The organism is Cupriavidus sp. UGS-1 (assembly GCF_021213615.1).
Taxonomy (GTDB): domain Bacteria; phylum Pseudomonadota; class Gammaproteobacteria; order Burkholderiales; family Burkholderiaceae; genus Cupriavidus.
In genome coordinates this window covers 1-26,770 of record NZ_JAJQJF010000025.1, presented here as the reverse complement: position 1 = coordinate 26,770, position 26,770 = coordinate 1, and the positions used below count along the sequence as shown (strand labels likewise).

At 65.5% G+C, this 26,770-nt stretch carries 26 protein-coding genes; 17 read left to right on the top strand and 9 right to left on the bottom strand.

Annotated features, from left to right (window positions below; genetic code table 11):
• Positions 1 to 27 precede the first annotated feature (27 nt).
• Both LRR16_RS22960 and LRR16_RS22955 read left to right on the top strand, forming a co-directional pair.
• Entirely contained in the window at positions 28 to 1,836 is a 1,809-nt protein-coding gene (locus LRR16_RS22960) for an FAD-dependent oxidoreductase (RefSeq protein ID WP_232207198.1), read from the top strand.
• The gene (locus LRR16_RS22955) at positions 1,833 to 2,822 is read left to right on the top strand and encodes an aldo/keto reductase (RefSeq protein ID WP_156526374.1); all 990 of its coding nucleotides are present in this window, start codon (positions 1,833 to 1,835) and stop codon (positions 2,820 to 2,822) included. Before LRR16_RS22960 ends, LRR16_RS22955 begins: the two co-directional genes overlap by 4 nt.
• A gap of 49 nt (positions 2,823 to 2,871) precedes the next feature.
• Here LRR16_RS22955 and LRR16_RS22950 read toward each other — a convergent pair whose 3' ends face one another.
• On the bottom strand, positions 2,872 to 3,150 hold the full coding sequence (locus LRR16_RS22950) for a hypothetical protein (RefSeq protein WP_006576038.1): 279 nt from the start codon (positions 3,148 to 3,150) through the stop codon (positions 2,872 to 2,874).
• A gap of 120 nt (positions 3,151 to 3,270) precedes the next feature.
• Between LRR16_RS22950 and LRR16_RS22945 the strand changes: the two genes are divergently transcribed.
• The 7 genes from LRR16_RS22945 to LRR16_RS22910 all read left to right on the top strand — a co-directional run bounded on the left by LRR16_RS22945 (position 3,271) and on the right by LRR16_RS22910 (position 6,458).
• Positions 3,271 to 3,651 carry a YkvA family protein gene (locus LRR16_RS22945; protein WP_231906246.1) on the top strand — a complete coding sequence of 127 codons (381 nt, stop codon included), beginning with the start codon at positions 3,271 to 3,273 and terminating at the stop codon, positions 3,649 to 3,651.
• Positions 3,652 to 3,791: 140 nt separating this feature from the next.
• Complete coding sequence (locus LRR16_RS22940; protein ID WP_023264595.1) at positions 3,792 to 4,016, top strand: DUF2188 domain-containing protein; 225 nt, start codon at positions 3,792 to 3,794, stop codon at positions 4,014 to 4,016.
• 76 nt (positions 4,017 to 4,092) lie between these two features.
• Complete coding sequence (locus tag LRR16_RS22935) at positions 4,093 to 4,302, top strand: DUF2188 domain-containing protein (protein WP_006576036.1); 210 nt, start codon at positions 4,093 to 4,095, stop codon at positions 4,300 to 4,302.
• Positions 4,303 to 4,360: 58 nt separating this feature from the next.
• A complete protein-coding gene (locus tag LRR16_RS22930) occupies positions 4,361 to 4,678 on the top strand; it encodes a DUF2188 domain-containing protein (RefSeq protein WP_232207197.1) in 318 nt (105 codons plus the stop codon).
• Between the two features lie 87 nt (positions 4,679 to 4,765).
• Entirely contained in the window at positions 4,766 to 5,398 is a 633-nt protein-coding gene (locus LRR16_RS24435; protein ID WP_304524549.1) for a sugar O-acetyltransferase, read from the top strand.
• Complete coding sequence (locus tag LRR16_RS22915) at positions 5,382 to 5,990, top strand: GNAT family N-acetyltransferase (protein WP_006576033.1); 609 nt, start codon at positions 5,382 to 5,384, stop codon at positions 5,988 to 5,990. The genes LRR16_RS24435 and LRR16_RS22915 overlap by 17 nt, the downstream gene beginning before the upstream one ends.
• Positions 5,991 to 6,023: 33 nt before the next feature.
• Positions 6,024 to 6,458, top strand: coding sequence for a hypothetical protein (locus tag LRR16_RS22910; RefSeq protein WP_232207196.1), 435 nt, complete (start codon positions 6,024 to 6,026; stop codon positions 6,456 to 6,458).
• Between the two features lie 17 nt (positions 6,459 to 6,475).
• Here the strand turns inward: LRR16_RS22910 and LRR16_RS22905 are convergent, their stop codons facing one another.
• Complete coding sequence (locus LRR16_RS22905; RefSeq protein ID WP_006576031.1) at positions 6,476 to 7,201, bottom strand: acetyltransferase (isoleucine patch superfamily)-like protein; 726 nt, start codon at positions 7,199 to 7,201, stop codon at positions 6,476 to 6,478.
• Between the two features lie 422 nt (positions 7,202 to 7,623).
• Between LRR16_RS22905 and LRR16_RS22900 the strand changes: the two genes are divergently transcribed.
• The 4 genes from LRR16_RS22900 to LRR16_RS22885 all read left to right on the top strand — a co-directional run bounded on the left by LRR16_RS22900 (position 7,624) and on the right by LRR16_RS22885 (position 12,352).
• Positions 7,624 to 8,577 carry a glycosyltransferase family 2 protein gene (locus LRR16_RS22900; protein ID WP_083492640.1) on the top strand — a complete coding sequence of 318 codons (954 nt, stop codon included), beginning with the start codon at positions 7,624 to 7,626 and terminating at the stop codon, positions 8,575 to 8,577.
• Positions 8,567 to 8,968 carry a GtrA family protein gene (locus tag LRR16_RS22895; protein ID WP_043440379.1) on the top strand — a complete coding sequence of 134 codons (402 nt, stop codon included), beginning with the start codon at positions 8,567 to 8,569 and terminating at the stop codon, positions 8,966 to 8,968. The genes LRR16_RS22900 and LRR16_RS22895 overlap by 11 nt, the downstream gene beginning before the upstream one ends.
• The gene (locus LRR16_RS22890) at positions 8,961 to 11,027 is read left to right on the top strand and encodes a DUF6311 domain-containing protein (RefSeq protein ID WP_232207195.1); all 2,067 of its coding nucleotides are present in this window, start codon (positions 8,961 to 8,963) and stop codon (positions 11,025 to 11,027) included. Before LRR16_RS22895 ends, LRR16_RS22890 begins: the two co-directional genes overlap by 8 nt.
• Positions 11,028 to 11,089: 62 nt before the next feature.
• Positions 11,090 to 12,352, top strand: coding sequence for an FkbM family methyltransferase (locus LRR16_RS22885; protein ID WP_023264593.1), 1,263 nt, complete (start codon positions 11,090 to 11,092; stop codon positions 12,350 to 12,352).
• 107 nt (positions 12,353 to 12,459) lie between these two features.
• Here LRR16_RS22885 and typA read toward each other — a convergent pair whose 3' ends face one another.
• Entirely contained in the window at positions 12,460 to 14,280 is a 1,821-nt protein-coding gene (typA, locus tag LRR16_RS22880; RefSeq protein WP_232207194.1) for a translational GTPase TypA, read from the bottom strand.
• Between the two features lie 209 nt (positions 14,281 to 14,489).
• Between typA and LRR16_RS22875 the strand changes: the two genes are divergently transcribed.
• From LRR16_RS22875 to LRR16_RS22860, 4 genes are all read left to right on the top strand, one after another.
• On the top strand, positions 14,490 to 14,963 hold the full coding sequence (locus LRR16_RS22875; protein ID WP_232207193.1) for a MarR family winged helix-turn-helix transcriptional regulator: 474 nt from the start codon (positions 14,490 to 14,492) through the stop codon (positions 14,961 to 14,963).
• Positions 14,964 to 15,057: 94 nt separating this feature from the next.
• The gene (locus tag LRR16_RS22870; RefSeq protein ID WP_232207192.1) at positions 15,058 to 16,584 is read left to right on the top strand and encodes an AdeC/AdeK/OprM family multidrug efflux complex outer membrane factor; all 1,527 of its coding nucleotides are present in this window, start codon (positions 15,058 to 15,060) and stop codon (positions 16,582 to 16,584) included.
• Between the two features lie 71 nt (positions 16,585 to 16,655).
• Positions 16,656 to 17,939, top strand: coding sequence for an HlyD family efflux transporter periplasmic adaptor subunit (locus LRR16_RS22865; RefSeq protein ID WP_232207191.1), 1,284 nt, complete (start codon positions 16,656 to 16,658; stop codon positions 17,937 to 17,939).
• Between the two features lie 2 nt (positions 17,940 to 17,941).
• Positions 17,942 to 19,555, top strand: a complete 1,614-nt coding sequence (locus tag LRR16_RS22860) for a DHA2 family efflux MFS transporter permease subunit (protein ID WP_232207190.1) — start codon at positions 17,942 to 17,944, stop codon at positions 19,553 to 19,555.
• A 245-nt stretch (positions 19,556 to 19,800) separates the two neighbouring features.
• On the opposite strand, the gene truB is transcribed toward LRR16_RS22860, so the two are convergent.
• The 6 genes from truB to LRR16_RS22830 form a co-directional block, all read right to left on the bottom strand.
• Positions 19,801 to 20,772: a tRNA pseudouridine(55) synthase TruB gene (gene truB, locus LRR16_RS22855; RefSeq protein ID WP_232207189.1), complete on the bottom strand. Its 972-nt coding sequence runs from the start codon at positions 20,770 to 20,772 to the stop codon at positions 19,801 to 19,803.
• 74 nt (positions 20,773 to 20,846) lie between these two features.
• Positions 20,847 to 21,215 carry a 30S ribosome-binding factor RbfA gene (gene rbfA / locus LRR16_RS22850; protein WP_006577321.1) on the bottom strand — a complete coding sequence of 123 codons (369 nt, stop codon included), beginning with the start codon at positions 21,213 to 21,215 and terminating at the stop codon, positions 20,847 to 20,849.
• A gap of 107 nt (positions 21,216 to 21,322) precedes the next feature.
• Entirely contained in the window at positions 21,323 to 24,199 is a 2,877-nt protein-coding gene (gene infB, locus LRR16_RS22845) for a translation initiation factor IF-2 (RefSeq protein WP_023264588.1), read from the bottom strand.
• Between the two features lie 75 nt (positions 24,200 to 24,274).
• Entirely contained in the window at positions 24,275 to 25,750 is a 1,476-nt protein-coding gene (gene nusA / locus LRR16_RS22840; RefSeq protein WP_006577322.1) for a transcription termination factor NusA, read from the bottom strand.
• Complete coding sequence (gene rimP, locus LRR16_RS22835) at positions 25,747 to 26,235, bottom strand: ribosome maturation factor RimP (protein ID WP_006577323.1); 489 nt, start codon at positions 26,233 to 26,235, stop codon at positions 25,747 to 25,749. The genes nusA and rimP overlap by 4 nt, the downstream gene beginning before the upstream one ends.
• 295 nt (positions 26,236 to 26,530) lie before the next feature.
• Positions 26,531 to 26,770 (bottom strand): hypothetical protein (locus LRR16_RS22830; protein ID WP_232207188.1); only part of this gene is annotated, 240 nt, incomplete at its 5' end.

The following is a 26,770-nucleotide window of genomic DNA, read 5'->3' as shown; positions in this document are numbered from 1 at the left end:
TGATCGCCAGGCTGCCGGAGAACCCCCATGGTACTGCGTCCCCCCTCGCACCAAGCGAGCTTGCGTACGACCGTCTGCGTGGTCGGCTCAGGGCCGGCCGGCATCACCTGCGCGATGGAACTGGCCCGGCGCGGCATTGCGGTGATGCTGGTCGAAAGCGGCGGCGAGACGTTCCAGGACGAAGCACAGGCGATGTGCGACGCCGAGATCGCCGATGCGTGCCGCCATGCGACGATGCAGGACGCGGTGCGGCGCGCGTTCGGCGGTACCTCGTGGCTGTGGGGCGGGCGCTGCATCCCGTTCGATCCGATCGACTTCGAAGCACGCGACTACGCGCCCGACACCGCCTGGCCGATCCGTTACGAAGAGCTGGCGCCCTACTACGCGCGCGCCTGCGAGTACACCAATTGCGGCCAGCCCGCCTTCACGCTCGATCGCCTCGCCGCCGAATCGGCCGGCCGTCCCATCACCGCACGCTTCGAGCCGGGCGACGTGATCGCCTCCGATCTGGAGCGCTGGAGCGGCGAACCGAATTTCGCACGCCGCTATCGCGACTGGTTCGAGCGCGATCCCACCGTGCAGCTGTTGCTGGGCGCAACCTGCGTCGATATCGAACCCGCAGACGACCGCGAGCATGTCGGCAGCATCGTGGTGGCCCGCGGCACGGCGCGCACGCGCATCGTCGCCGACCATTTCGTGCTCGCATGCGGCGGACTGGAAGCGACGCGGCTGCTGCTGAACGCCAATGCGCGCCGCGCGGACCGCCTGGGCAACCGCAGCGGCCTGCTGGGCCGGCACTACATGGGCCACATCTCCGGCAAGATCGCCAGCGTGCGGTTCGACTCGGAGGCGGCGCGCACCATCTATCATTTCGAGCGCGACGCGCAGGGCTTCTATGCGCGCCGGCGCTTCACCGTGCCCGCGCGCGTGCAGCGCGAGCAGCGCCTGCTCAATACCGCGATGTGGCTGGACAACCATCCGCCGGCAGATCCCGCGCACGGCAACGGCATCCTGTCGTTCGCCTACCTCGCGCTGTGCACGCCGGTGATCAGCCGCTTTCTGGCGCCGCCCGCGATCGCCAAGCTGGTCGCCAACGCCAGCGCGCGCAAGGACCGCGGCGCTCATGTCCGCAATGTCTGCAAGGACCTCGCCAAGATCGCGACCTTCGTGCCACCCTTCGTCTATCGGCGCTACTTCGCGCGGCCGCGGCTGCCCGGGTTCTTCCTGCCGAGCCCGAACAATGTCTATGCGCTGCATTACCATGCCGAGCAGCTGCCCTCGCGCGAGAGCCGTGTGACGCTGGCCGACAGTACCGACTGCCACGGCATGCGGCGGCTGCGCATCGACTTGCGCTATCAGCAGGCGGATGCCGATTCGGTGGTGCGCTGCCATGCGCTGCTGGACCGGCATCTGCGCAAGACCGGCGCGGGCCGGCTCGAATACTGGATGCCGGAAGCCGAGCGCATCGACGCGGTGCTGGCGCAGGCCGCCGACGGCTTCCACCAGATCGGCACCGCGCGCATGGCGGCGCACTGGCGCGATGGCGTGGTCGACCCGCGCTGCCGCGTGTTCGGCACCGACAATCTGTACGTCGCCAGCAGCGCGGTCTTTCCCTCTTCGGGGCAGGCCAATCCGACGCTGACCATCGTCGCGCTGTCGGCGCGCATTGCCGACGACATCGCGGCACAGTTGGCAGACGATGTCGCGAACCGAAACGACGACCGCATGACTAACGACATGGCGACCGACGCCATCCCCGTGGCGGACCGGATGCCCCCGTCCGTCGAACCGATCGACGAGCCCGTTGCCGTAGCGACCGCAGGAGCGCCAAGGTGAGTGAGCATTCCCAGGAACTGTCGGGCCGATTGGGCTTTGGTTGTGCTCCCATGCTGGGCCGGGTGGGAAGGAAGGCCTCGCTGCGCGCGCTGTCGATCGCGTATGACAACGGCATTCGCCATTTCGACGTCGCCCGCTCCTACGGCTTCGGCGAGGCGGAGGCACTGCTCGGCGAGTTTTTGGCGGGCAAGCGCCAGCACGTCACCGTCACCAGCAAGTTCGGCGTGGTGCCGCCGCGCAATACGCGCGCGCTCAGTTTAGCCAAGAGCCTCGCGCGGGGCTGGATCAAACGCATGCCTGGGGGCCGTCGAATGGTGCATGCCGCCTCGCGCGTCGCGCTGTCGCAGCGAAACTATGAGGTCGGCTATGCGCGCAGCTGCCTCGAACAATCGCTGCGCCAATTGCGCAGCGAGCGCATCGACTACTACCTGATCCACGAACCGCATTCGCCCGAGGTGCTGACCGACGAACTGCAGCGCTTTCTGGATGGCGCGCAGCGCGATGGCAAGATCGGCCAATGGGGCGTGACCATCGATGCGCCGGAGATCATGGCGGCGCCGCTCGTGCAACAGGCGCCGGCCTGGCTGTTCGAGGCCAACCTGAACGTGCTCGACCGACTGCACACCGGCATCGGCGCCGGGCGGCAGCGCTTCCTGTCGCGGCCCTACGGCGGCGGGCCAGACAGCCTGGCGGCGGGCGCGGCCAGCCGGCCGGTGCGCGAGGCCGTCGACAAGCTCGGGCTCAATGATCTGAGCGAGCAGGAGCTGGCGATGCATTTCGCGCTGAGCCTGGCCGGCGAGCATGGCATCGTGATCACCTCGATGTTTTCCGAGCAGCATATCCGCCAGAACCTGGCGCTGCTCGAGCGCTATCGCGCGCTCGGCGAACGTGGGCGCGCGCTCGCGCCCACCATCCTCGGTGGGGCTTCGCCACGGCCTTGCCGCAACGGGCCCTGCAACGATATGCCGGCGCGCGAGCCGGCATGAGGCGGTGATGGTGCGCCGGCTAGCCGCCGGTGCGCCGACTCGACGCCGATCAGGACGCCGGTGCGAACGGATCCTGCGGCGCCGCGGGGTTGTCGGACAGATCGAACTCGTCGCGCACCTTGTCGACCACGGCGCGGATCGCGCGCTCATGGCCACGAACATGGCCGAAGCCCTGCATGTCCCAATTGCGGCCGCGCGCATCGCGCGGATGCGGCTGCGGCACGGGCACCCGCACCTTCAAACCTTCGTCGACGATCTCGTCCAGTCGCTGGATACGCCGGCTGACTTCGTCCTGCAGCGCACGTGCGGGCCGTTCGCGCTTGGCCATGATGTTCTCTCCCGTGACCTCGATCGGGCCATGCTAGCATGCGCGCTGCCTTGCCAACGTGCGCTCTCCGCTCCAGCGCCCTTGATTCCCGCCAGTTCGGCGATGTCCGCGATCTCTTCCATGCTCGACGCCTTGCGCGCGTGGGCCGCACGACTGCGGCGCGACGTGCTGACGCTGTGGTTCGCCTGCCGCCATCCGGCGACGCCGTGGCTGACTCGCGGCCTGTGCGCGTTGATCGTCGCCTATGCGTTCAGCCCCATCGACCTGATTCCGGACTTCGTGCCGGTACTGGGCTACCTCGACGAAATCGTACTGCTGCCCGCGCTGATCTGGTGCGCGCTGCGCACGTTGCCGGCGCCGCTGGCCGACTCCTGCCGCCAGCAGGCCCAACACTGGATCGAGCAGCGGCGCGGCAAGCCCCGCAGCTATTGGGGCGCCGCAATCGTCGTGGCCCTGTGGCTGGCGGCAGCGCTGCTCGCGTGGCGGTGGTGGCAGCGCTGACGCGGGCCGCCACCCGCGGCATCCACGCTGCTTGATCGCCTGTGCCATCCGGCGTCCGGCTCACTGTCGGACAGCCACCGATACCACGCGCCCCGCCCCCGCTCTAGAAAGAAAGAAAACCCTGATCAAGAGGTGCCACCATGGCAGGACGCAATATCCATGTGACGCCGCACGGCAACGGCTGGAATGTCAGCCGCGAAGGCGAACCGGTCGCCAGCTCGCATCACGACACCCAGGAAGAAGCGATCGAAGTCGCTACCGACGCGGCGCGGCGCGACCGCGTCGAACTGCTGGTCCACGGCCGCGATGGGCAGATCCGCATGCGCAACAGCTTCGGCCACGATCCCGCGGCCTCGAAGGGCTGACGTAGGACGAACTCGCATACTGGGCGATATCCCGATGCACTACGATGCAAGTTCCCTCCGCTCTCGACCGAAGACCATGCCCCGCAACTTCGTATTGAAAGCCACCCATACCGGATGGGAATTGACCGTCGAAGGCCAGGCGCAATCGATCCTGCGCTACGACGCCCGCGATGACGCGCTGCAGCTCGCGATGGCCGCCGCCCGGCGGCGTGGCGTCGGCCTGCTGGTCCAGGAGGCCGACGGCGAAATCCGCCGGCTGACCGAACAGGAAAGCCTCGCGGCTTGACCATGGGCAGCGCGGTGGCCCCGCGGCTGCCGCCCGCTGCCCGCTATGGAAGACGACCATGAACCGTACCGTCCACGTGCTGCCGTCCGACCGCGGCTGGGCGGTGTCCGTCGAAGATACCGACGGCGCCACCTCGCACTACCCTTCGCAGGAAGAAGCGGTCGCGGCCGGACGTGAAAAGGCCAGCAAGGACCAGGTCGAACTGGTGATTCACGGACCGGATGGCCAGGTCCAACAGCGCACGCGCTATGACGGTGGCGATGGCCACGGCCATGATGGCGATGCGGGGGACGGCAGCGGTGATGGTGGCGGTGGGGACGGTGGCGGTGGGGACGGTGGCGGTGGGGACGGCGGCGGTGGGGACGGCGGCGATTGACTCGCTTGCTGCTCGGCGGAGCCGGCAGAGCCGGCAACCGACGTCCTGATATGATCGGCCGCGCGACAACGAACCATCAGCATCCCCATGTCGAGTACCGACACCGAAACCGACGCCGACTCCGACAAGATCGACCATCGCAGCCAGAAGGAAAGAATGCTTGCCGGCGATCTCTATATCGCCGAAGACCGCGAATTGCAGGCCGCATCGCGCCGCGCGTATCGCCTGTCTCGCGAATACGAGACGCGCTATGCCGTCGATCTCGACAGCGCGCAGCAGGTCCTGCATCAAATGCTTGGCGCCGTCGGACCGGACGTCAATATCAAGCCACCGCTTTACGTCGACTACGGCAAATACATCACGGTCGGCGCGCGGACCTTCGTCAACTACGGATTGATGGCGCTCGACGTCGCGCCGATCACGATCGGCGAAGACGTGCAGATCGGGCCCAACGTCCAATTGCGGACGCCGACTCATCCGATCGATCCCGAGCTGCGGCGGCAGAAATACGAAGCCGCCAAGCCCATCGTCATCGGCAACAACGTCTGGCTCGGCGGCGGCGCCATCGTGCTGGCGGGCGTCACGATCGGCGAGAACAGCGTGATCGGTGCCGGCGCGGTCGTCACGCGCGATATTCCGCCGAACGTGGTCGCGGTAGGCAATCCGGCGCGCGTGATCCGGGAGATCGCGCAGACGCCGAACGATGGCGCCGACGCATGATGGCGTCGCGCGCTCGCAGCATGTTCCGGCAATGGCGGCGCTGATCCGGCCCGCAGAGCGCAGCGACGCCGCATCGCTGCCCGAAATCGAACGCTCCGCCGCCGAACTGTTCCGTAGCGTGCCGGCATTGGCGTGGATCGCCGACGACGAGGTGCTATCCCCCGAGGTCCACCTGCGCTTCATTGCCGCCGGCACGGCCTGGGTTGCCGTCGACGACACCGGCAAGGTGCGGGGCTTTCTCAGCGCCGAGCGCTTCGGGCAAGCGCTGCATATCTGGGAGCTTGCCGTTCATCGCGATTGGCAAGGCCAGGGCCGCGGCCGCGCGCTGGTCTCGCAGGCCATCGAACATGCCCGTCGGCAACGGCTGGCGGCCGTCACGCTGACCACGTTCCGCGACCTGCCCTGGAACGAGCCCTTCTACCGCCGGCTGGGCTTCGACGCGATAGAAGGCGATGCACTCGACGAACGGCTCACCGCGGTACTGCAGCACGAACGCGAACTCGGCTTGCCCGTGCATCTGCGCTGCGCGATGCGGCTGGCGCTGGACGTGCCGCGCTCCGGCACCGAGGCCGCCGTGCCGGCGTCGCCGTAGAATCGCCGATATTCCAACCCGACGAGACTTCGTATGGCACGCTTGAACCGACCGCATCGCGCCCTGCTCGCCGCCCTGTTCGCGACCGCGGCCTGCGCCGCCATCGCGCAGGACAACAGCCCGCTGACCGACTCCCAACGTCAGGCACTCGACCGCGCCATCGGCACCCTGCGCACGCCCGCCGACCGCAACGTCGCGAGCCAATGGAGCGACGCCAAGAAAGTCGCCGAGGTGATGTGCCGCCCGCTGGCCCTGCAGGAATTGAAGCGCACCGACGCCAAGGTCGACCGCGTCTTCCTCGGCGACGACACGCCGCAAAGCCTGACGCTCAAAGGCAATACCGTGCTGGAAGGAAAGGGCCAGGCCCGCGGCCGCAAGGGCTGGCGTAATTTCACGTTTACCTGCGCGCTCGACGCGGAAACGGCTCGGGCCACGGCGTTCCAGGCAACGTTCGCAGACGCCAGGTAAGGGCCCGCGCCACGGGACTACGGCGCGATCACGGGTTCCTGGTCCAGGTGCGACAAGGCATCGACGGACCAGGAGATGCCGGTCCTCACCACCCGTGCCGGGTTGCCAACCGCTACGCACGATGCGGGGATATCTCGCGTGACGATCGAACCCACGCCGATCACGCTGCCTGCGCCAACGGTCACGCCTTTGAGAATACGGACGTCAGAGCCGACCCATACCTTTTCGGCAAGCCTGACCGGTGCCGGCATATTGATCCGCTGCCCGCTTTCGATGTCGAAGATCGGATGCCAATCGCTGGTGCGGATTTCGATGTTCCACGAGAACAGGCACCACGGACCGATTTCGATACGACTGTGTCGCTCGACGGCGAACAGCTTCGCTTCGATGATGTTTGTCCCTTCGCCGATTTCCACGGAGACGCAGTCGCCTCCGAGAATGATCTGTCCCTGGGAATATTGAACGCCTCGTCCGATACGGGTCCGCGTCAGCTTCACCGCATTCCGGCCGGCGCGGTCGACCCAGGCCTTGATGATGGCGTTCGTTACACAGCAATCTTCGTCGAACTCGATCACGTTGTCGTCGCCGTGGATCTCGATGACGACATTGCTCAGGCAGGACCGTCCAATTCGAACCGTGTTTCCATTGCCGATGAATGTGATTTTTACGTTATCGAGGATGGCGTCCTCGGGATGCTCGATGCTGTTGCCTTGTCCGTTGTTCTGGAGGTCAATACCGGTCATGCGTGGGCCTAGTCTTGAGTAGCCGACATGATACTCCGTTCGCGTACTCGACCCGGTTGAACGTCTTCTAAATCACAATTAAAGCGACGGCCTACTGCAGTAGGTTGACCGGTGCCAACAAAGACGCACAATTCTCTTTTTTGTGCCAGTCGATAAATCGAGGGGCATTTTTCCTCTGCTACGATCCACCGGCAACCACAAGAAAATCCGCCCGATCGGACGGCCTGATTCAAACGAGGGAAAAACAAGCCGGATATGCGCTTTGGCAGTCAGGTTCGCCAAAAGCAATCCAAAGTCACTGCCGTGGCTCCAACACCCTTCGCGCGGCATGGCCGCAGCAGTCCGTTCGTCGGCGGCTTCACCGCAGCAAAATGGCCTCGCCAGTCGCGAGTGTGCACAACGCAATAGTCAATTCTCGGAATATGTCGATCCCTTTATTGTCATTGGTAGTGCCATTCTTTAACGAGGAAGAAGCGATTCCCGAATTCTTTAGCCGTGTGATTCCGTGCCTGGAAGCGATTGACAATATCGAGTTTGAAATTGTGTGCATCAATGACGGAAGCACCGATCGCACGCTCGAATGCCTGATCTCTGCCGCGGATACCGATGAGCGCGTGCGCGTCATCGACTTGTCGCGAAATTTCGGCAAGGAGGCGGCCATGTCCGCCGGGCTGGCAGAAGCGCAAGGCGACATCGTCGTACCGTTCGACGCCGACCTGCAGGATCCGCCGGAAATCATCGGCCAGTTGGTGGCCAAGTGGCGGGAGGGATATGACGTGGTACTGGCGCGACGGGTGGACCGTACGACCGATACCTTCCTCAAGCGTTTCTCCGCCTCGAACTTCTATCGGCTTCACAACAAGCTGGCCGATGTCAAGATTCCCGACAACGTCGGCGACTTCCGGCTGATGACGCGCGAGGTCACCGACGCGGTCAACTCCCTTCCGGAATCCCGACGTTTCATGAAAGGCTTGTTCGCGTGGGTCGGATTTCGGACCGCGGTCATACCGTACTCGCGCGATCGCAGGGTGGCCGGCACGACCAAATTTTCCGGCTGGAAGCTATGGAACTTCGCATTGGAAGGCATCACCAGCTTCAGCAGTCTCCCGTTACGCATCTGGACCTACTTCGGCCTGCTTGTTTCGGCATTGTCCTTCCTGTATGCGGCGTACCTTGTGATCCGCACCCTTGTCCATGGCATCGATGTTCCGGGCTACGCTTCGATCTTCGTTTCGATCCTGTTTTTCAGCGGCATACAGCTGATCGGCATCGGCATCCTCGGCGAATACATCGGACGCATCTACATGGAATCGAAACGGCGCCCGCTGTACCTGATCCGGGCGCAGTACGGCAGAAAGGCCAAGCATGCCCGGTAGTGCGATGCTGCGACGGCTGGTCAAGTACACGATTATCGGCGCGGCCGGCACCGTCGCCCACTATGTCGTCCTGATCGGCCTGATCGAACTAGGCCTGCTCGCCAGCCCCGTCGCGGCCTCTTCGGTCGGCGCCGTGGTCGGCGCGCTGATTAACTACTTCCTGAATTACAGGTTCACGTTTCAAGCCAGCAGCAGCCACCTGTCCACCCTTCCCAAGTTCCTGATCATTGCGGGAGCCGGCGTGGTGCTGAACGGCTTCGTCATGGCGATACTGACGCATCTGGCGACCTGGTTCTATATCGTCAACCAGCTGATCGCCACCGCCGTAACGCTGTTGTTCACCTTCGCCGTCAATTCCGCCTGGACGTTCAAAGAAAAAAGACATGGCTAAGCCCGCAAGAACCGGAGATTCCTGGATCGCCGTACTGATCGGTCTGGCGATCTTTGTCGCATTCAGCGGCGGACAAATCGTCAATCCGGCCAATGTCGACTGGATCATGGCAAGCGGTGGCGACCCCATTCAGCACTACATCGGCTGGAATTTCTTCCGCTACGGCGATTTATTGCAATTCCCGATCGGATTGAACACCAAGTACGGCGAAGCCATCGGCAGCTCCATCGTATTTTCCGACTCGATCCCGCTGCTGGCGATCCCGTTCAAGTTCCTCCGCGCCGTGCTGACGCCGCAGTTTCAGTATTTCGGCATCTGGATTGCCCTGTGTTTCGCACTGCAGGCTTTTTTTGCCTGGCGCATCCTGTCGCTGTTTACCGACGGCATTGTGGTACGCGCCATCGGTGCCGCACTGCTGACGCTGTCTCCACCGATGCTGTGGCGGCTGCTGGGGCACGAAGCATTGATCGGCCACTGGATCCTGCTGGCGGGTCTCTATCTGTATCTGCGAGGGCTTGCCACGCCCTTTCAATGGATTGTGCTGCTGTGCGTGGCGGCGCTCGTCCACCCCTATTTGCTGGCAATGAGCCTGGGCCTCTGGACCGCGGATCGGTGGCGTGCCTGGAGGGCGCGGGAAGTGACCGGGAAATCGCTGACGATGGAGATCGGCCTCGCCTTCCTGTTGCTGGCCGGCACGATGATTTCGGTGGGCTATTTTGCGGTCCGGGGGGTCGGGTCGGAGGGATACGGGTACTACCGCTTCAACATCACGTCGCCACTGCATCCGCTCGACATCTGGTCCATCTGGCGGCAAACGCCATATGTCGGCGGCAATTACGAAGGCTTCAGCTACCCGGGCGCGGGCATGTTCGTCCTGGCTCTGCTGGTCGTGGCCTTGCTGGCGTTCCGATGGCGGCATGCCCGGTTCGCGTGGCGTCCAGCGTTCCCGCTTGTTGCAGTCTGTGCGATCTTCTATGTATATGCGCTCTCCAATCGCATAGCGTTCGGCGGGCACGAACTGATTCAGTTTCAGGTACCGGCCATTTTCGAGAAGGTCGTATCGACGTTCCGCTCCACTGGCAGATTTATCTGGCCGGTCCTCTACGCCGTGGAGATACTTCTGCTGGTACTGCTGCTGCGGCTGTCGCCAAAACGGCTGCTGGTGCCAGCGCTCGCCGTGATCCTGCTTTTTCAGGCCACCGACCTGTTGAATGCGTCCGCCTTCTTTCGTGCCCGATGGGCGCAGCGTTGGGACAATCCGCTGAAGTCGGCGTTCTGGAACGACGTTCCGAAGCAGTACAAACGCATTGCATTCGTGCTCCCGCTCGACGGCGGCGAGCGGTACGCTCCCATTGCGTTCCTGGCCTCCAATGCGCGAATGAGTATCAACGGTGGATATTTCGCCCGTGTCGACTTCGACAAGCTGAAAGCGGTGGAAGACGAGCTGCTGGCCGCCATCCAGACCGGCAACTTCAGAGAGGACACGCTCTATATCTTCAACAAGGATGCGTACTGGAACAAGGCCCGCGGCACCCTTGGGGGCAACGGTTTTGCGGGGTACGTGGACGGGTTCCGCGTGCTGGCGCCCGCATGGCGCGGATGTACGCAGACATGCGCATTCCGCTCCGAAATCGCCCGTATCGATTTCAGGGACGCGGCCAGCGAGCGTTTTCTGAAGCGAGGCTGGTCGACGACGGCCGGCGAAGGTGGCCGCTGGACCGACGGGCGCGAAGCGGAGTTGTCGATTCCGCTGGGTGACGAATCCCTGCAAGAACTCTCCGTCCGCCTGCGTTTTATTCCGTTCATCAAGCCGGGGCAGGAACAGCAACAGGTTGTCGTTGTTGTTGCCGGGAAAGAGATTCAGCGCTGGCGGCTCACAAGAGAGCAGGTCGAGACCCGAGAATTGCGCGTACCGGCGTCGGTCCTGAAATCGACGCCTGGATCCCTGGACGTCAGACTCGAGTTTCCCGACGCACGGTCGCCGGTCGAGCTCGGCATCAGCGACGATACGCGTGTACTGGCATTGAACGTCGATTCGATGGAGATCCATGGGCGATAGCCAGCGGTAGTCGGCGGTAGCACCGTGCACGCGTCAACGCCCGACCTTTGTATTGAAACAATATGAAAAAGGAGACGTCAACCGTGCCCAACGCCTTACCGTATTCCACGCTGGGACAGCTGATCGCTTCCGGCATCGTGGCAATCGATTACGAGAAGCTGCTGGAATCCCACTACAAGAAATGGCTGCGTCCCGGCGACGTGGTGGTCGACATCGGCGCCCATAGTGGCAGGCACCTGCGGCACTTCCTGACTTCGGTCGCCAATACGGGCCGCGTATTCGGCTTCGAGCCGCTGCCGGATCAATACGCAAGCCTCGCCAAACAATTCGATGTCCATAACGCCAAGCTGCACAATATGGCGCTATCGAACTGCTCGGGCACGGCGGAATTCACATACGCGGAAGGCTCGCCGCAGGAAAGCGGTCTGCGCCAGCGGATCTACAACGATCCGGATTCGGCACGCCCACGCACGATCATCGTTGCGGTCGAAAGCCTCGATGCCTTCGCAGACCAATTGGAAGGGTTGAGCTTCATCAAGATCGATATTGAAGGCGCCGAAATCGATTGCCTGCAGGGCGCACAGGCCGTTCTCGACAAGTACCGGCCCTTGATCAGCGTCGAATACGGCATGCAAGGTTATAGCGTCTATGGCAACACCAAGTGGACACTGTTCGAGTTTTGCCATGCGCACGACTACGTGCTGTACGACATGTTTCTGAACCGTCTTGCCTCGCGACAGGCCTGGGGCGCTGCCGTCGACAGTATCTACTGGGATTACTTCATGGTGCCACGGGAAAAGGAGGACGTCTTTCTCTCCCGCCTTTGCCCCCACGACACGACGAGGCCCGATGGGTATTCCTTGATCACGTCCCAATCGCTGACGATTGCGGCCGCCCCGACTCTTGCCCTTCTGCAAGGATTCTCAAGCCCGGAACAGTGGGGATACTGGACCGATGGCTGGCATTCGTCCCTGCGCCTGACGCTGCCGGATCCGCCCGACAACGATCTGCTGCTCGTCATCGAAGCGCACGGATATGTCAACGCCCATCATCCTGAAACCGAGGCCACGGTCTCGGTCAATGGAAGAGAGGTCGGCAATCTGGCGTTCGCGCTCAGCAACCTCGCGTCGGACGCCGATGTCTTCGAATTCACGGTGCCGATGCAGCTTTGTCGGGCAAACGCGCTCGTGATCGATCTGATGATTCACGAGCCCTGTTCGCCTTCACAGTTCGGAATATCCGACGATCCCCGGCATCTGGGCATCGGGCTCCATCACATCTCCGTCTATGAACGTCTGGGCGAACGTCTCGCCGCACAGGCTTGAGCCGATCCCCGCTCGCGAACGTCCCCCAATAAAAAAAGCCGAGCCCCGTTCACCACAGGACTCGGCCCTTCCCCTTCCGGGGCAGCGTATCGCTGACGCTTATGCGCTTATGCGCCTTCGCGCGACGCGCGCTTGCGCTCGTGTTCCTTCAGGAATCGCTTGCGCAGGCGGATGCTCTTCGGCGTGATCTCGACCAGTTCGTCGTCGGCGATGAATTCCACCGCGTATTCGAGCGTCATCTGGATCGGCGGCACCAGGCGCACCGCTTCGTCGGTGCCCGAGGCGCGCACGTTCGTCAGCTGCTTGCCCTTGATCGGGTTGACGACCAGGTCGTTGTCGCGGCTGTGGATGCCGATGATCATGCCTTCGTACAGCGGGTCGCCCGGCTTGACGAACATGCGGCCGCGATCCTGCAGCTTCCACAGCGCGTAGGCCACGGCCTCGCCGTCGTCCTGCGAGATCAGCACGCCGTTGTGGCGCTCGCCCAGGCCGCCCTCGCGCACCGGCGCGTAGTCGTCGAAGATGTGCGAGATCAGGCCGGTACCGCGCGTCAGCGTCAGGAATTCGCCCTGGAAGCCGATCAGGCCGCGCGCCGGAATGCGGTATTCCAGACGGGTACGGCCCTTGCCGTCCGACGCCATGTCGAGCAGTTCGCCCTTGCGGCGGCCCAGCTCTTCCATCACGGCACCCTGGTGGCCGTCCTCGACGTCCACGGTCAGCAGCTCGTACGGCTCGTGCTTGACGCCGTCGATTTCCTTGAACACCACGCGCGGACGCGACACGGCCAGCTCGTAGCCTTCGCGGCGCATGTTTTCCAGCAGGATGGTCAGGTGCAGTTCGCCGCGGCCCGACACTTCGAACACCGTGTCGTCGCCGGTCTCGGCCACGCGCAGCGCCACGTTGGACTTCAGTTCGCGGTCCAGGCGTTCGCGCAGCTGGCGGCTGGTGACGAACTTGCCTTCGCGGCCGGCCAGCGGCGAGGTGTTGACGCAGAAGTTCATCGTCAGCGTGGGCTCGTCGACCTTCAGCATCGGCAGCGCGTCCTGCGCGTCGGGTGCGCAGACGGTGCAGCCGATACCGAGCTCTTCGATGCCGTTGATCAGCACGATATCGCCGGCCTCGGCCTCGGACACGATTTCGCGCTCCAGGCCGCGGAACTTCAGCACCTGGTTGATGCGGCCCTTGATCGGGTTGCCCTCGGGACCGAACTTGACGACCACGTCCTGCAGCGGACGGGCACGGCCGCGCGAGATGCGGCCGACGCCGATCTTGCCGACATAGCTCGAGTAGTCCAGCGAGATGATCTGCAGCTGCAGCGGGCCATCCGGATCGTCATTGCGGACCGGCACCTTGTCGAGCACGGTCTCGAACAGCGGCTTCATGTCGCCGTCGCGCACGTCCTCGGTCAGGCCGGCGTAGCCGTTCAGGCCCGAGGCGTAGATCACCGGGAAATCGAGCTGTTCGTCGGTCGCGCCCAGCTTGTCGAACAGGTCGAAGGTCTGGTTGATGACCCAGTCCGGACGGGCGCCCGGGCGGTCGATCTTGTTGATCACGACGATCGGCTTCAGGCCCAGCGCCAGCGCCTTGCGCGTGACGAAGCGGGTCTGCGGCATCGGGCCTTCGACGGCGTCGACCAGCAGCAGCACGCCGTCGACCATCGACAGCACGCGCTCGACCTCGCCGCCGAAATCGGCGTGGCCCGGGGTGTCGACGATATTGATATGGGTGCCGTTGTACTCGACCGCGCAGTTCTTCGCCAGGATGGTGATCCCGCGTTCTTTTTCCAGGTCGTTCGAGTCCATCACCCGCTCCGCAACCTGCTGGTTCTCACGGAAGGTGCCTGCCTGGCGCAGGAGTTGGTCCACCAGGGTGGTCTTGCCATGATCGACGTGGGCGATGATGGCGATATTGCGGATTGCGCGGGTCATTGCGGCTCTCGCTTGCAGCTGGGCATCAAAATTTAACCCGCCATTCTAGCATGTTGCGGCGCAAAACTGCGGGGCGCGTCTCGGCCTGTCTTTCGTCTTGCTGCAAGGCCTTGCGGCGCACTATTTCGAAATCCGCAATGACAAATTGACGTTCTTGTTGTTTCGTCAATCGCCGCATATATTTGCCACGACAAAGATTGCATAGGCAAATGATGAACGCGCCCGCCACCGACGATACCTACCCTTTCGACCCCGCCTCCTATCGGATCTGCGACAGCGTCGGCTATCTGATGGCACGCGCCAAGGGCGAGCTGTCGCGCGATGTCGAGCAGGAGGTCGGCGCGCTCGATATCACGCACGCCCAGGCTTCTTGCCTGGTGATGCTGGCGCATGACCGCGCCAGCACGGTGACCGATCTGGGCCGCGAACTGAACACCGATATCGGCTCCGTCACGCGGCTGATCAGCCGCATGGAGAAACGCGGCCTGGTCGAGCGCCAACGCAGCGACGCCGATCGGCGCATCGTCGATCTGCAGGTCACGCCGGCCGGCTGGGCACTGGTCGAGCAGTTGCCCACGATCTTCTGCCGCGTGCTGAACCGGCGCTTTCGCGGCTTCTCGGAGGCGGAAGTGGCGCAGTTCCGCGACATGCTGCAGCGGGTGATCGCCAACAACTCCGGGTAGCGCCGCTGCCGCAGTCCCGTACGTCCCGAATCCATCGGCGGCCCATGCCATCCGGCACCGGACCGCGGCATCCGTTTTTCGTTGTCGCCATCCCATGAACCACCAACTTTCGACTTCCCGCCGTGCCCTGGCACGGCAACCGGCCCGCCGCCTCGGCTCCTTCGCGCTGACTGCGCTGGCCGCCGCCGCACTGGCCGGCTGCGCCGCCTTCGGCAATTCCCACACCACCCAGGTCATGACCGAGCCCGCGCAACTCGCGACGGCGCAGACGCTGCCCGGCCAGCATGGCCAATGGCCGTCGCAGGACTGGGTCGACCAGTTTGGCGATCCTCAACTGCGCGCGCTGGTCGACGAGGCCGTGCAGAGCAGCCCGAATCTGCAGGCAGCGCTGGCGCGGGTGCAGGCCTCGCGGGCGATGGCCGATGCCACCCGCAGCGCGCTGTACCCGCATATCGACTTCGATGCGTCGCTGTCGCGCCAGCGCTTCTCCGAGACCGATCTGTACGAAGGCACGCCGCGCGCCGGCTCCTGGCAGAACCTGTCGCGCATGCAGGCCGGCCTGTCCTGGGACCTCGACTTCTGGGGCAGGAACCGCTCGGCGCTGGAAGCGGCGCTGTCGGACGACCGCGCCGCCGAAGCCGAAAGCCAGGCCTCGCGGCTGCTGCTGACCACCGCAGTGGCGCGCAACTACGCGCGGCTGGCCGCGCTGTTCGCGCAGCGCGACGTGGCCGAGCGCGCGATCGCGCAACGCGGCGACCTGACCGAGCTGTCGCGCCAGCGCCTGTCGGCCGGTCTCGACACCCAGGTCGAAACCACGCAGGCGCGCGCGACGGTGGCGTCGGCCCGCACCGACCTGCAACGGATCGACGAAGAGATCGCGCTGGCGCGCAACCAGATCGCGGCGCTGCTCGGCAAGGGTCCGGATCGCGGGCTGGCCATCGCGCGCCCGACGCTGCTGGCGCATGCGACGCCGACGCTGCCAGACAACCTGGCGATCGACCTGCTCGGCCGCCGGCCCGACCTGGTGGCGGCGCGCTGGCGCGTCGAGGCCTCGTCGAAGGACATCGACGTCGCGCGCGCCGAGTTTCTGCCCAATGTCACGCTGAGCGCCTTCGCGGGCCTCGCCTCGCTCGATCCGTCCAACCTGCTGCTCGGCATCAGCCGCCAGTTCGGCTTCGGCCCGGCGGTGCGCCTGCCCATCTTCGAGGGCGGCCGGCTGCGCGCGAACCTGAAGGGCAAGCACGCGCAATACGACCTGGCCGTAGCGAACTACAACCAGACGCTGGTCGATGCGCTGCGCGAGACCGCCGATACGGTCACCAGCATCCGCAGCGTCGATCAGCAGATCCAGACGCAGCGCGAGGCGCTGGATCTGGCCGAGCACGCCTATGCGCTGGCGACCACGCGCTACAAGGCTGGCCTGGGCACGCAGCTGACCGTGCTGAATGCCGAGAGCAACGTGCTGCAGCAGCGGCGCCTGGCCACCGATCTGCAGGCACGGCGGCTGGATCTGCAGATGGCGCTGGTCAAGGCGCTCGGCGGCGGTTATCAGCAGCCGGACGAGGCCAGCGCTTCCCGGCCGGCACAGGCCGCCAGCCCCGCCACGCCGGCGCACGGCTGAAGCGTCCGACCACCAGCCATACGACATCGAAGAACAACGACAACGTCCGAACCGTTCAAGCGACCGACATCATGAGCGACCAACAACAGAACGCGGCCACCCGCACGCAACCCTCCGACAACAACAACGGCAAGCGCAAGCGCCTGCTGCTCTCGCTGACCGCCGCCGTGGTGGTCGCGGGCCTGGCCTACGGCGGCTACTGGGCCCTGTATGCGCGGCATTTCGAGAGCACCGACGACGCCTACGTGGCGGGCAACGTGGTCCAGGTGACCCCGCTGGTGCCCGGCACCGTGGTGGCGATCGGCGCCGACGACACGCAGCTGGTCAACGCCGGCCAGCCGCTGATCCAGCTCGACCGCGCCGACAGCGAGGTCGCGCTGGCCCAGGCCGAGGCCCAGCTGGCACAGGCGGTGCGCGAGGTGCGCACGCTGTACGTCAACAACGGCTCGCTGGCGGCCAACGTGGCGCTGCGCCAGGCCGATGTCGCGCGGGCGCGCGAGGACCTGAAGCGCCGCCAGGCGATCGCCGGCTCGGGCGCGGTCTCGTCGGAAGAGCTCGCGCATGCGCGCACCACGCTGCAGGCCGCCGAATCGGCGCTGCAGGCGGCGCGCGAACAGCTCGCGTCGAACAAGGCGCTGACCGACCAGACCACGGTCGAGAAGCACCCGAACGTGCAGCGCGCCGCCGCCAACGTGCGGGCCGCCTATCTGAGCCATGCGCGCTCGGCGCTGCCGGCGCCGGTGACCGGCTATGTCGCCAAGCGCTCGGTGCAGGTCGGCCAGCGCGTGGCCGCCGGCGCCCCGCTGATGGCGGTGGTGCCGCTCGACCAGGTCTGGGTCGACGCGAACTTCAAGGAGGTCCAGATCACGCATATGCGGATCGGCCAGCCGGTCACGCTGCATGCGGACGTCTACGGTACCGACGTCGAATACCACGGCAAGGTGGCCGGCTTCTCGGCCGGCACCGGCTCGGCGTTCTCGCTGCTGCCGGCGCAGAACGCGACCGGCAACTGGATCAAGGTGGTGCAGCGCCTGCCCGTGCGCATCGCGCTCGATCCGCAGCAGCTGAAGGACCATCCGCTGCGCATCGGCCTGTCGATGAACGTCACCGTCGACGTGCGCAAGACCGAGGGCGCGGCGATGACGACGACCACCGCCAGCAAGCCGATGCAGACCGATGTCTATGACAAGGTCGGCCACGATGCCGATGCGCTGATCGCCCGCATCATCGCGACCAACAGCGGCCGCCAGGGCGCCGAGCCGGCGGCTCCGGCCTCGGCGGCGCGCGCTTCGACCGCCGGCGCCTCGACCGCGAATTCCACGGCAACCGCCAAGAAAGCGACCACGCACGCCTGATCATGGCCGATACCCTGACCGCCCGCGAGGGCGTCGAACCCACGCCCCCGGCGGCCCCTGCTGCGCCAGCCCGCCCGGCGCACCAGCAGCCGCTGTCGGGCGGCAAGCTGATCGTCGGCACGATCGCGCTGTCGCTGGCCACGTTCATGAACGTGCTCGACTCGTCGATCGCCAACGTATCGATTCCCGCGATCTCGGGCGACCTCGGCGTGTCGCCGAACCAGGGCACCTGGGTCATCACCTCGTTTGCGGTGGCCAACGCGATCTCGGTGCCGCTGACCGGCTGGCTGACCACCCGTTTCGGCGCGGTGCGGCTGTTCGTCACGTCGATCCTGCTGTTCGTGCTGTCGTCGTGGCTGTGCGGCGTCGCGCCGAACCTGGAAGTGCTGCTGGCCGCGCGGATCCTGCAGGGCGCGGTGGCCGGTCCGATGATTCCGCTGTCGCAGTCGCTGCTGCTGTCGAGCTACCCGCCGCACAAGAGTACGATGGCGCTGGCGCTATGGGGCATGACCACGCTGGTCGCGCCGATCATGGGCCCGCTGCTGGGCGGCTGGATCTCGGACAACATGACGTGGCCGTGGATCTTCTACATCAATATCCCGGTCGGCATCCTGGCCGCGTACGCGACCTGGGTCATCTATCGCGACCGCGAGACGCCAAAGCGCGTGCTGCCGATCGACACGATCGGGCTGGCGCTGCTGGTGATCTGGGTCGGCGCGATGCAGCTGATGCTGGACAAGGGCAAGGAGCTCGACTGGTTCCATTCGACCGAGATCGTCATGCTGACGGTGGTCGCGGTGGTCGGCTTCCTGTTCTTCCTCGCGTGGGAGCGCTACGAGAAGCATCCGATCGTCGATATCAGCCTGTTCAACGGCCGCAACTTCAGCGCGGGCGTGGTCGCGATCTCGGTCGCCTACGGGCTGTTCTTCGGCAATCTGGTGATCCTGCCGCTATGGCTGCAGACCATCGTCGGCTATACCGCGACCGATGCCGGCATCGTGATGGCGCCGGTGGGCATCTTTGCGATCCTGCTGTCGCCGGTGATCGGGCGCAATCTGCCGAAGATGGACCCGCGCTGGGTCGCCACCGCGGCCTTCGTCACGTTCGGCATCGTCAGCCTGATGCGTTCGCGGTTCACGATCGACGTGGACACCACCACGCTGATGATTCCGACGCTGATCCAGGGCGCGGCGATGGCGATGTTCTTCATCCCGCTGACGTCGATCATCCTGTCGGGACAGCCGCCCGACAAGATCCCGGCGGCCTCGGGCCTGTCGAACTTCGTGCGGATCACGTTCGGCGCGATCGGCGCCTCGGTGTCGACCACCGTGTGGGAAAACCGCTCGGCGATGCACCATGCGCACCTGGTCGAACAGGCCAATCCGTACAACCCGGTCTACAACGCCCAGGTCGAACACCTGATGCAGCAGGGCATGAGCCATCTGCAGGCGGTCGGCATGATCGAGCGCACCATCTCCCAACAGGCGTCGATGCTGGGCGCCAACGATATCTTCTGGATCTCGGGGGTGATGTTCTTCGCGCTGATCGTGTTCGTCTGGCTGACGAAGCCGAAGAGTGGCGGAGGCGGGTCGGCGGATGCGATGGGGGCGCATTGAGGCTCGCGCAATGGCGCACGCCGCTTGCGCTCTCCCCCGCCCCTGTCCCGCAGGCGGGAGAGGGGAGAAAACACGCTGCAATCCGGACGCTTCGCACGCGTAGAGGACCGACGGTGCTTTCCCTCTCCCGTTTGCGGGAGAAGAAAACCCACTGCAATCCAGACTCTTCGCACCAGTAGAGAACCGACGGGGTTCTCCCTCTCCCGCTTGCGGGAGAGGGCCGGGGAGAGGGAGATCCGCCCGGATCAGTCGGCGGGAGTCAATCTGACCAGCCGCTCCGGCCGCAGCGCGCCTTCGCGCCATCTGGCCACGCCCAGCAGCCGCGGCGGTTCGCCGCCATAGACGCGCGCCAGCGCGTCTTGCTGCAATCCAAGCGCTGCGAACGCCTGTGCCGGCAGATCCCGCCCGGCGATGCGTTGTCCCTGCAGAAAACGCTGCGTCGCGGCGGCATCGAGCGTGACCGGCGCGCAGCGTTGCAGCAGCGCGTCCACCGGTGCCAGCAAGGCCGGACGCGCCGCGTCGTCGTGCTCGCCCAGCTGCTCCAGCGTGACCGCGCCGTCCAACGTCAGATCGCCGACCGCGGTGCGCCGCAGCGCGGTCAGATGCGCGCCGCAGCCGAGCGCCTCGCCGATGTCCTCGGCCAGCGTCCGGATATAGGTGCCCTTGCTGCAGGTCACGCGCATCGCGAACACTGGCGCGCCGGGCAGCTCGCAGCGGAGCAACGCGATCTCGTGGATCGTCACGCTGCGCGCCGCGCGCTCGACGGTCTGGCCCGCGCGCGCGTACTCGTACAGCGGGCGGCCGTCCTTCTTCAACGCCGAATGCATCGGCGGAACCTGCTCGATCGCGCCGACGAAACGCGCCAGCGCTTCGTTCAGCGCCGCGGCATCGCAGCGAACCGGACGCTCGGCGATCACCTCGCCTTCCGCATCGCCGGTCGACGTGCGCTGTCCCAGCCGCACGGTCGCCTCATAGGTCTTGTCGGCATCGAGCAGATCCTGCGAGAACTTGGTCGCCTCGCCGAAGCACAGCGGCAGCAGCCCGGTCGCCAGCGGGTCGAGCGTGCCGGTATGGCCGGCCTTGTTGGCGCGCAGCAGCCGCTTGGCGCGGATCAGCGCATCGTTCGACGACAGCCCGAGCGGCTTGTCGAGCAGCAGCACGCCATGCACGTCGCGGCGCGGCAGCCGCGGCGGACGTGGAGCGTTGGAATCGGTCATGGGAGAGGAAACGGCGGGGAGCGGTGCCGTACTTGAGGAGCGATGACGACGCAGGACGCACCGGCGCCGCGGACTTACTCGTCCTTGGCGCGCGTGGCGTTGGCCTGGTCGATCAGCCTGGACATCTCGATCGCGTGTTCGACCGAGGTATCGTGCACGAAGCGCAGCGTCGGCACGGTATGGATATGCAGCCGCTTGAACAGCAGCGAATGCAGGTAGCCGGCCTTCTCGTTGAGGATCGCCTCGGCGTCGGCCGGTTCGGCGCCCAGCACCGTGAAGTGGACCTTCGCGTGCGCGTAGTCGGGCGTCAGCGCCACTGACTGCAGCGTGACCAGGCCCAGGCGCGGATCGCGCAGTTCGCGCTGGATCATCTCGGCCAGATCCTTCTGGATCTGATCGGACAGGCGCAGGTTACGGGAGGAGATATTGCCTTTCTTGGCCATGCGATACGACTTTGCCAGCGGCGTCGCCGGCTAAGGCGATGGGTCCGACGGCGTGGATGGGCCGGCGGCGGCAAACCGGTGAAGGTTCGCCGCCGCGGCGCGCCGCCTTACAGCGTGCGCGCGACCTCGGTGATTTCATACACTTCGAGCTGGTCGCCTTCCTGAACGTCGTTGAAGTTCTTGATCGACAGACCGCACTCGAAGCCCTGCTTGACTTCCTTGACATCGTCCTTGAAGCGCTTGAGCGAATCGAGCTCGCCCGAGAACACCACGACGTTGTTGCGCAGCACGCGCACGAAGGCGCCACGCTTGACCAGACCGTCGGTGACCATACAGCCGGCCACCGCGCCGATCTTCGGCACGCGGAACACCTGGCGCACCTCGACCTGGCCGATCGTCACTTCGCGCTTCTCCGGCGCCAGCATGCCCGACATCGCCGCCTTGATCTCGTCTACCGCATCGTAAATGATGTTGTAGTAGCGGATGTCGATGCCGTTGCTCTCGGCCAGCTTGCGCGCACCGGCGTCGGCACGCACGTTGAAGCCGATGATGACCGCCTTCGATGCCGTCGCCAGGTTGACGTCCGACTCGGTGATGCCGCCCACCGCGCCGTGCACGATCTGCACGCGCACTTCGTCGGTCGACAGCTTCTGCAGCGACTGCACCAGCGCTTCCTGCGAACCCTGCACGTCGGCCTTGACGATCAACGGCAGCGTCTGCACTTCGCCTTCGGTCATCTGCTCCAGCATGGTCTCGAGCTTGGCCGCCTGCTGCTTGGCCAGCTTGACGTCGCGGAACTTGCCCTGGCGGAACAGCGCGATTTCGCGCGCCTTGCGCTCGTCGGGCAGCACCAGCACTTCCTCGCCGGCCGCCGGCACTTCGGACAGACCCTGGATCTCGACCGGAATCGACGGGCCGGCTTCCTTGGTCGGCTTGCCGTTCTCGTCGAGCATCGCCCGGACACGGCCGTAGGCGCTGCCCGCCAGCACGACGTCGCCGCGCTTGAGCGTGCCGCTGTTGACCAGCACCGTTGCCACCGGGCCCTTGCCCTTGTCCAGCTGCGCTTCGACGACCAGGCCCTTGGCCGGCGCGTCGACCGGCGCCTTGAGCTCCAGGATTTCGGCCTGCAGCGACACCTGCTCCAGCAGTTCTTCGACGCCCGCGCCGGTCTTGGCCGACACCGGCACGAACGGCGAATCGCCGCCGTACTCTTCCGGCACGACCTGCTCGGCCACCAGTTCCTGCTTGACGCGGTCCGGGTTGGCTTCGGGCTTGTCGATCTTGTTGATCGCCACCACGATCGGCACACCGGCCGCCTTGGCGTGGGCGATCGCCTCCTTGGTCTGCGGCATCACGCCGTCATCGGCGGCCACCACCAGGATCACGATATCGGTCGCCTTGGCGCCGCGCGCGCGCATCGCCGTGAAGGCCTCGTGGCCCGGCGTATCGAGGAAGGTGATCACGCCGCGATCGGTTTCCACATGGTAGGCACCGATATGCTGCGTAATGCCGCCCGCTTCGCCGGCCGCGACCTTGGTGCGGCGGATGTAGTCCAGCAGCGAGGTCTTGCCGTGGTCGACGTGACCCATCACGGTGACGACCGGCGGACGCGGCAGCTGCTCGGCGTCCGACTGGTCCTCGCCGCCTTCGATCAGCAGCGCTTCCGGGTCGTCCAGCTTGGCCGCCAGCGCCTTGTGGCCCATTTCCTCGACCACGATCATCGCGGTCTCCTGGTCCAGCACCTGGTTGATGGTGACCATCTGGCCGAGCTTCATCATCTGCTTGATGACCTCGGAGGCCTTGACGGCCATCTTGTGGGCCAGGTCCGCGACCGAAATCGTCTCGGGCACATGGACCTCGCGCACCACCGGCTCCATCGGCGCCTGGAAGCCGCTGCGGTCGTCCTGCTGATGCTTGCCGCCACGGCCGCGCGGGCCGCCGCGCCAGCCGCCGACACCGCCCGACGAATCGCCGCGGGTCTTCAGGCCGCCGCCCTTCTTGCGCGAACCCTCGTCCTGCCAGGTCGACGAGCCCTTGACCACCTTGCCGGTCTTCTTGTCGACCGTCGTGGCAGCCACCGCGGGCTTCTTGTCGTCCTTCTTGGCCTCGACCGTGCCGGCCGGCTTGACCGGCTTGTGCAGCGTGCCGCTCTGCTCGGCCTTCTTTTCCTCGGCCTTGCGCTCGGACGGTGCCTTCAGCACGCGCGCCGGCGCATTGAGCATCTGCTGGATCGCGCGGGCCTCGGCTTCGGCGGCCTCGCGGCGCTTGCGGGCCGCGTCCTGCTCGGCGCGCACCTTGTCGGCGGCGGCCTTCGCATCGTCGGCGGCCTTCTGCGCGGCGGCGCGTTCGGCCGCCAGACGCGTCTTGTCGTCCTCGGCCTTCTTGCGGTCCGCGTCCTCGTTGGCCTCGCTCGCGGCGCGCGTCGCCGCGGCCTCTTCCTCGGCCTTGCGGGCGGCCAGCTCGGCCTGGCGGCGCTCTTCCGCCTCCAGCGCTTCCTGGCGTGCGCGGCGCTCGGCTTCCTCGCGTTCGGCCGCCTCCTGGCGGGCCTTCAGCTCGGCTTCCTGGCGCGCCAGCAATTCAGCCTGGCGGCGTTCCTCTTCGGCGCGGCGCGCCAGCTCGGCCTGGTCGACCACCGGCTCGGACACTTCCTGGCCGTCGGCCGCGCCATCGGCGGGCGTCTCGTCGCGCTTGATCAGCACGCGCTTCTTGCGCACCTCGACCTGCACCGTGCGCGTCTTCCCGGTCGCATCCGCCTGGCGGATCTCCGAGGTTTCGCGCTTGGTCAGCGTGATCTTCTTGCGCGAGCCGTCATCGGCCTGACCGTGCGAACGCTTCAGGTAGTCCAGCAACCTGGCCTTGTCGGTCTCGGTGACCACGTCCTCAGGCTTGGACTTGCCCACCCCAGCTGCCTGCAATTGTTCCAGCAGGGCAGCTGCGCTGCGACTCAGTTCTGCGGCCAGTTGGGCAACTGTTGTGCTTGCCATTCAAACCCTTTCAATGCTCGGTTTCTACGTCGGGACAGTCTTGTGCGGAAAGCGCGCTCTATGCGAACGTGTCCCTCAGTTGAACCAGTGTTCCCGTGCTTTCATGATCAGCGCCTTGGCTTCTTCTTCGCTGACCCCGGTCATCTCGACCAGTTCGTCGACCGCCAGTTCGGCGAGGTCGTCACGCGTGTGGATGTCGCCTTCGGCCAGCTTGCCGATCAGCTCCGGCGTCAGCCCGTCGAGCGAGCGCAGGTCCTGCGACACCGACTCGACCTTCTCTTCGCGGGCCAGCTCCATCGTCAGCAGCGCATCGCGGGCGCGATTGCGCAGCTCGTTGACGGTGTCCTCGTCGAAGGCCTCGATCTCCATCATCTCGCTGATCGGCACATAGGCGACTTCCTCGAGCGAGGAGAAGCCTTCCTCGATCAGGATGTCGGCCACTTCCTGGTCCACGTCCAGCTTGGACATGAACAGGCGCCGCACCACTTCGCTTTCCTCGGCCTGCTTCTGCGCCGATTCTTCCTGCGTCATGATGTTGATCTGCCAGCCGGTCAGCTCGGACGCCAGGCGCACGTTCTGTCCGCTGCGGCCGATCGCGACGGCGAGGTTTTCCTCGTCGACCACGACATCCATGCTGTGCTTCTCTTCATCGACGACGATCGACTGCACTTGCGCGGGCGCCAGCGCGCCGATCACGAACTGCGCCGGATCTTCCGACCACAGCACGATGTCGACCGCTTCGCCGCCGATCTCGTTGCGCACCGCGGTGACGCGGGTGCCGCGCACGCCGACGCAGGTGCCGATCGGATCGATGCGCTTGTCGTGCGCGACCACCGCGATCTTCGCGCGCACGCCCGGGTCGCGGGCGGCCGCCTTGATCTCCAGCAGGCCCTGTTCCATCTCGGGCACTTCGTTCTCGAACAGCTTGATCAGGAACTGCGGCGAGGTGCGCGACAGCTCGATCTGCGGGCCACGCGCGGTGCGGTCCACATTCAGGATATACGCTCGAACGCGGTCGCCGGTACGCAGATTTTCCTTCGGAATGATCTGGTCGCGGCCCAGCAACGCCTCGACGCGGCCGGACTCGACGATCAGGCCCTTCTTGTCGGCGCGCTTGACCGTGCCGGTCATGATCTTCTCGCCGCGCTCCAGGTAATCGTTGAGGATCTGCTCGCGCTCGGCGTCGCGGATCTTCTGCAGGATCACCTGCTTGGCGGCCTGCGCGCCGATGCGGCCGAATTCGACCGACTCGATCTGCTCCTCGACGAATTCGCCCAGTTCGATATTGGCATCCTGCTCACGGGCTTCGAACAGCAAGATCTGCTTGTCCGGCTCCTGCAGGCCCTGCTCGTCGGGCACCACCAGCCAGCGGCGGAAAGTCTCGTGCTCGCCGGATTCCCGATCGATGTGCACGCGGATATCGACGTCTTCCTCGAAACGCTTCTTGGTGGCCGAAGCGAGAGCCGCTTCCAGCGCACCGAATACCACATCCTTGTCGACGTTCTTCTCGCGCGCAAGCGCATCGACGAGCAACAGAACTTCGCGGCTCATTGCTTGTTCCCTTTTCTCTGATTTCCTTTGAAGTCGATTACCGGCACCAGGCGCGCCTTGTCGACATCGGATACGGTAAATTCCAGCAGCGCCGGGCCATCCTTGCCCTCGAATTCCAGGCCGATCTTCTCGGCGCCGGGCTCCCCGGTGGGCGGCTGCAGGATGCCGACGAAGTTCTTGCGGCCGTCGATCGGCAGGCGCAGCGTCACGCGCACCTCCTCGCCGGCAAAGCGAACATAGTCGGCCAGTTTTTTCAGCGGACGGTCCAGTCCCGGCGAGGAAACCTCGAGGCGTTCGTAATCGACGTTCTCGACGGTCAGCACGTGGGTCAGCTGGCGGCTGACCTTTTCGCAATCCTCGATGGCAATGCCGGTGTCAGGCTGATCGATATAGACGCGCAGCAACCCGCCTGGGGCGCGTTCGAGTTCGACCAGCTCATACCCCATGCCGGTCAGTGTGGTTTCGATCAAATCTGCCAGATGCACTGTCGTTCCGAAAAATGGCCATCAAACTACCGGGCGAGGCCGCGGCGAATGGCCGGCTGCCTGCCGTCATCTCCGGCGGAGCCCCACATCGCGATTTTCCGCGTGTTCGGACGATCGGACGAACCAAAAAAAAATGGGCGGAACGCCCATCATTCGCCCATCCCCTTGGAGGATGACTTTTTGAATAGACTCGCATTATACGCGCTAGGGCCACAAAAGGCAAAGCCGAGCGAAGGGGGCACGGACTGTGCCCGCCCTCGCCCCGTGCCACCCTGCGGCCGGGCGCGCACGCGCCTCAGCGTTTGCCGCCGCGCGGGCGTCCGCGCCCGGGGCCGCTCGGCTTGCCAGCCTTGGGCATCACATTACCATTGGGCTCGCCACCGCGCCGTTGCGGACGTCCCTGCCCCTGGCCGCCGGCCGCGTGGACCGCATCGGCGATCGCGCGGTAGTCCGCCACGTCGCCGTTGACGCCCGGGTATTGCAGCAGCACGCCGAACGCGTGCGCCTGCGCCGCGTCGGCGGCGGGACCGACCTT

Excerpts from the sequence above, each read along its gene's own strand:
- LRR16_RS22875 (WP_232207193.1), top strand. The coding sequence starts at position 14,490 with ATGATGAACGCGCCCGCCACCGACGATACCTACCCTTTCGACCCCGCC.
- infB (WP_023264588.1), bottom strand. The coding sequence starts at position 24,199 with ATGGCAAGCACAACAGTTGCCCAACTGGCCGCAGAACTGAGTCGCAGC.
- LRR16_RS22945 (WP_231906246.1), top strand. The coding sequence starts at position 3,271 with ATGCTCGACGCCTTGCGCGCGTGGGCCGCACGACTGCGGCGCGACGTG.
- LRR16_RS22950 (WP_006576038.1), bottom strand. The coding sequence starts at position 3,150 with ATGGCCAAGCGCGAACGGCCCGCACGTGCGCTGCAGGACGAAGTCAGC.
- LRR16_RS22890 (WP_232207195.1), top strand. The coding sequence starts at position 8,961 with ATGGCTAAGCCCGCAAGAACCGGAGATTCCTGGATCGCCGTACTGATC.
- typA (WP_232207194.1), bottom strand. The coding sequence starts at position 14,280 with ATGACCCGCGCAATCCGCAATATCGCCATCATCGCCCACGTCGATCAT.
- LRR16_RS22885 (WP_023264593.1), top strand. The coding sequence starts at position 11,090 with ATGAAAAAGGAGACGTCAACCGTGCCCAACGCCTTACCGTATTCCACG.
- truB (WP_232207189.1), bottom strand. The coding sequence starts at position 20,772 with ATGACCGATTCCAACGCTCCACGTCCGCCGCGGCTGCCGCGCCGCGAC.
- LRR16_RS22895 (WP_043440379.1), top strand. The coding sequence starts at position 8,567 with ATGCCCGGTAGTGCGATGCTGCGACGGCTGGTCAAGTACACGATTATC.
- rbfA (WP_006577321.1), bottom strand. The coding sequence starts at position 21,215 with ATGGCCAAGAAAGGCAATATCTCCTCCCGTAACCTGCGCCTGTCCGAT.
- LRR16_RS24435 (WP_304524549.1), top strand. The coding sequence starts at position 4,766 with ATGTCGAGTACCGACACCGAAACCGACGCCGACTCCGACAAGATCGAC.
- LRR16_RS22930 (WP_232207197.1), top strand. The coding sequence starts at position 4,361 with ATGAACCGTACCGTCCACGTGCTGCCGTCCGACCGCGGCTGGGCGGTG.
- LRR16_RS22900 (WP_083492640.1), top strand. The coding sequence starts at position 7,624 with ATGTCGATCCCTTTATTGTCATTGGTAGTGCCATTCTTTAACGAGGAA.
- LRR16_RS22870 (WP_232207192.1), top strand. The coding sequence starts at position 15,058 with ATGAACCACCAACTTTCGACTTCCCGCCGTGCCCTGGCACGGCAACCG.
- nusA (WP_006577322.1), bottom strand. The coding sequence starts at position 25,750 with ATGAGCCGCGAAGTTCTGTTGCTCGTCGATGCGCTTGCGCGCGAGAAG.
- LRR16_RS22935 (WP_006576036.1), top strand. The coding sequence starts at position 4,093 with ATGCCCCGCAACTTCGTATTGAAAGCCACCCATACCGGATGGGAATTG.
- LRR16_RS22915 (WP_006576033.1), top strand. The coding sequence starts at position 5,382 with ATGGCGCCGACGCATGATGGCGTCGCGCGCTCGCAGCATGTTCCGGCA.
- LRR16_RS22940 (WP_023264595.1), top strand. The coding sequence starts at position 3,792 with ATGGCAGGACGCAATATCCATGTGACGCCGCACGGCAACGGCTGGAAT.
- LRR16_RS22865 (WP_232207191.1), top strand. The coding sequence starts at position 16,656 with ATGAGCGACCAACAACAGAACGCGGCCACCCGCACGCAACCCTCCGAC.
- LRR16_RS22910 (WP_232207196.1), top strand. The coding sequence starts at position 6,024 with ATGGCACGCTTGAACCGACCGCATCGCGCCCTGCTCGCCGCCCTGTTC.
- LRR16_RS22860 (WP_232207190.1), top strand. The coding sequence starts at position 17,942 with ATGGCCGATACCCTGACCGCCCGCGAGGGCGTCGAACCCACGCCCCCG.
- LRR16_RS22960 (WP_232207198.1), top strand. The coding sequence starts at position 28 with ATGGTACTGCGTCCCCCCTCGCACCAAGCGAGCTTGCGTACGACCGTC.
- LRR16_RS22905 (WP_006576031.1), bottom strand. The coding sequence starts at position 7,201 with ATGACCGGTATTGACCTCCAGAACAACGGACAAGGCAACAGCATCGAG.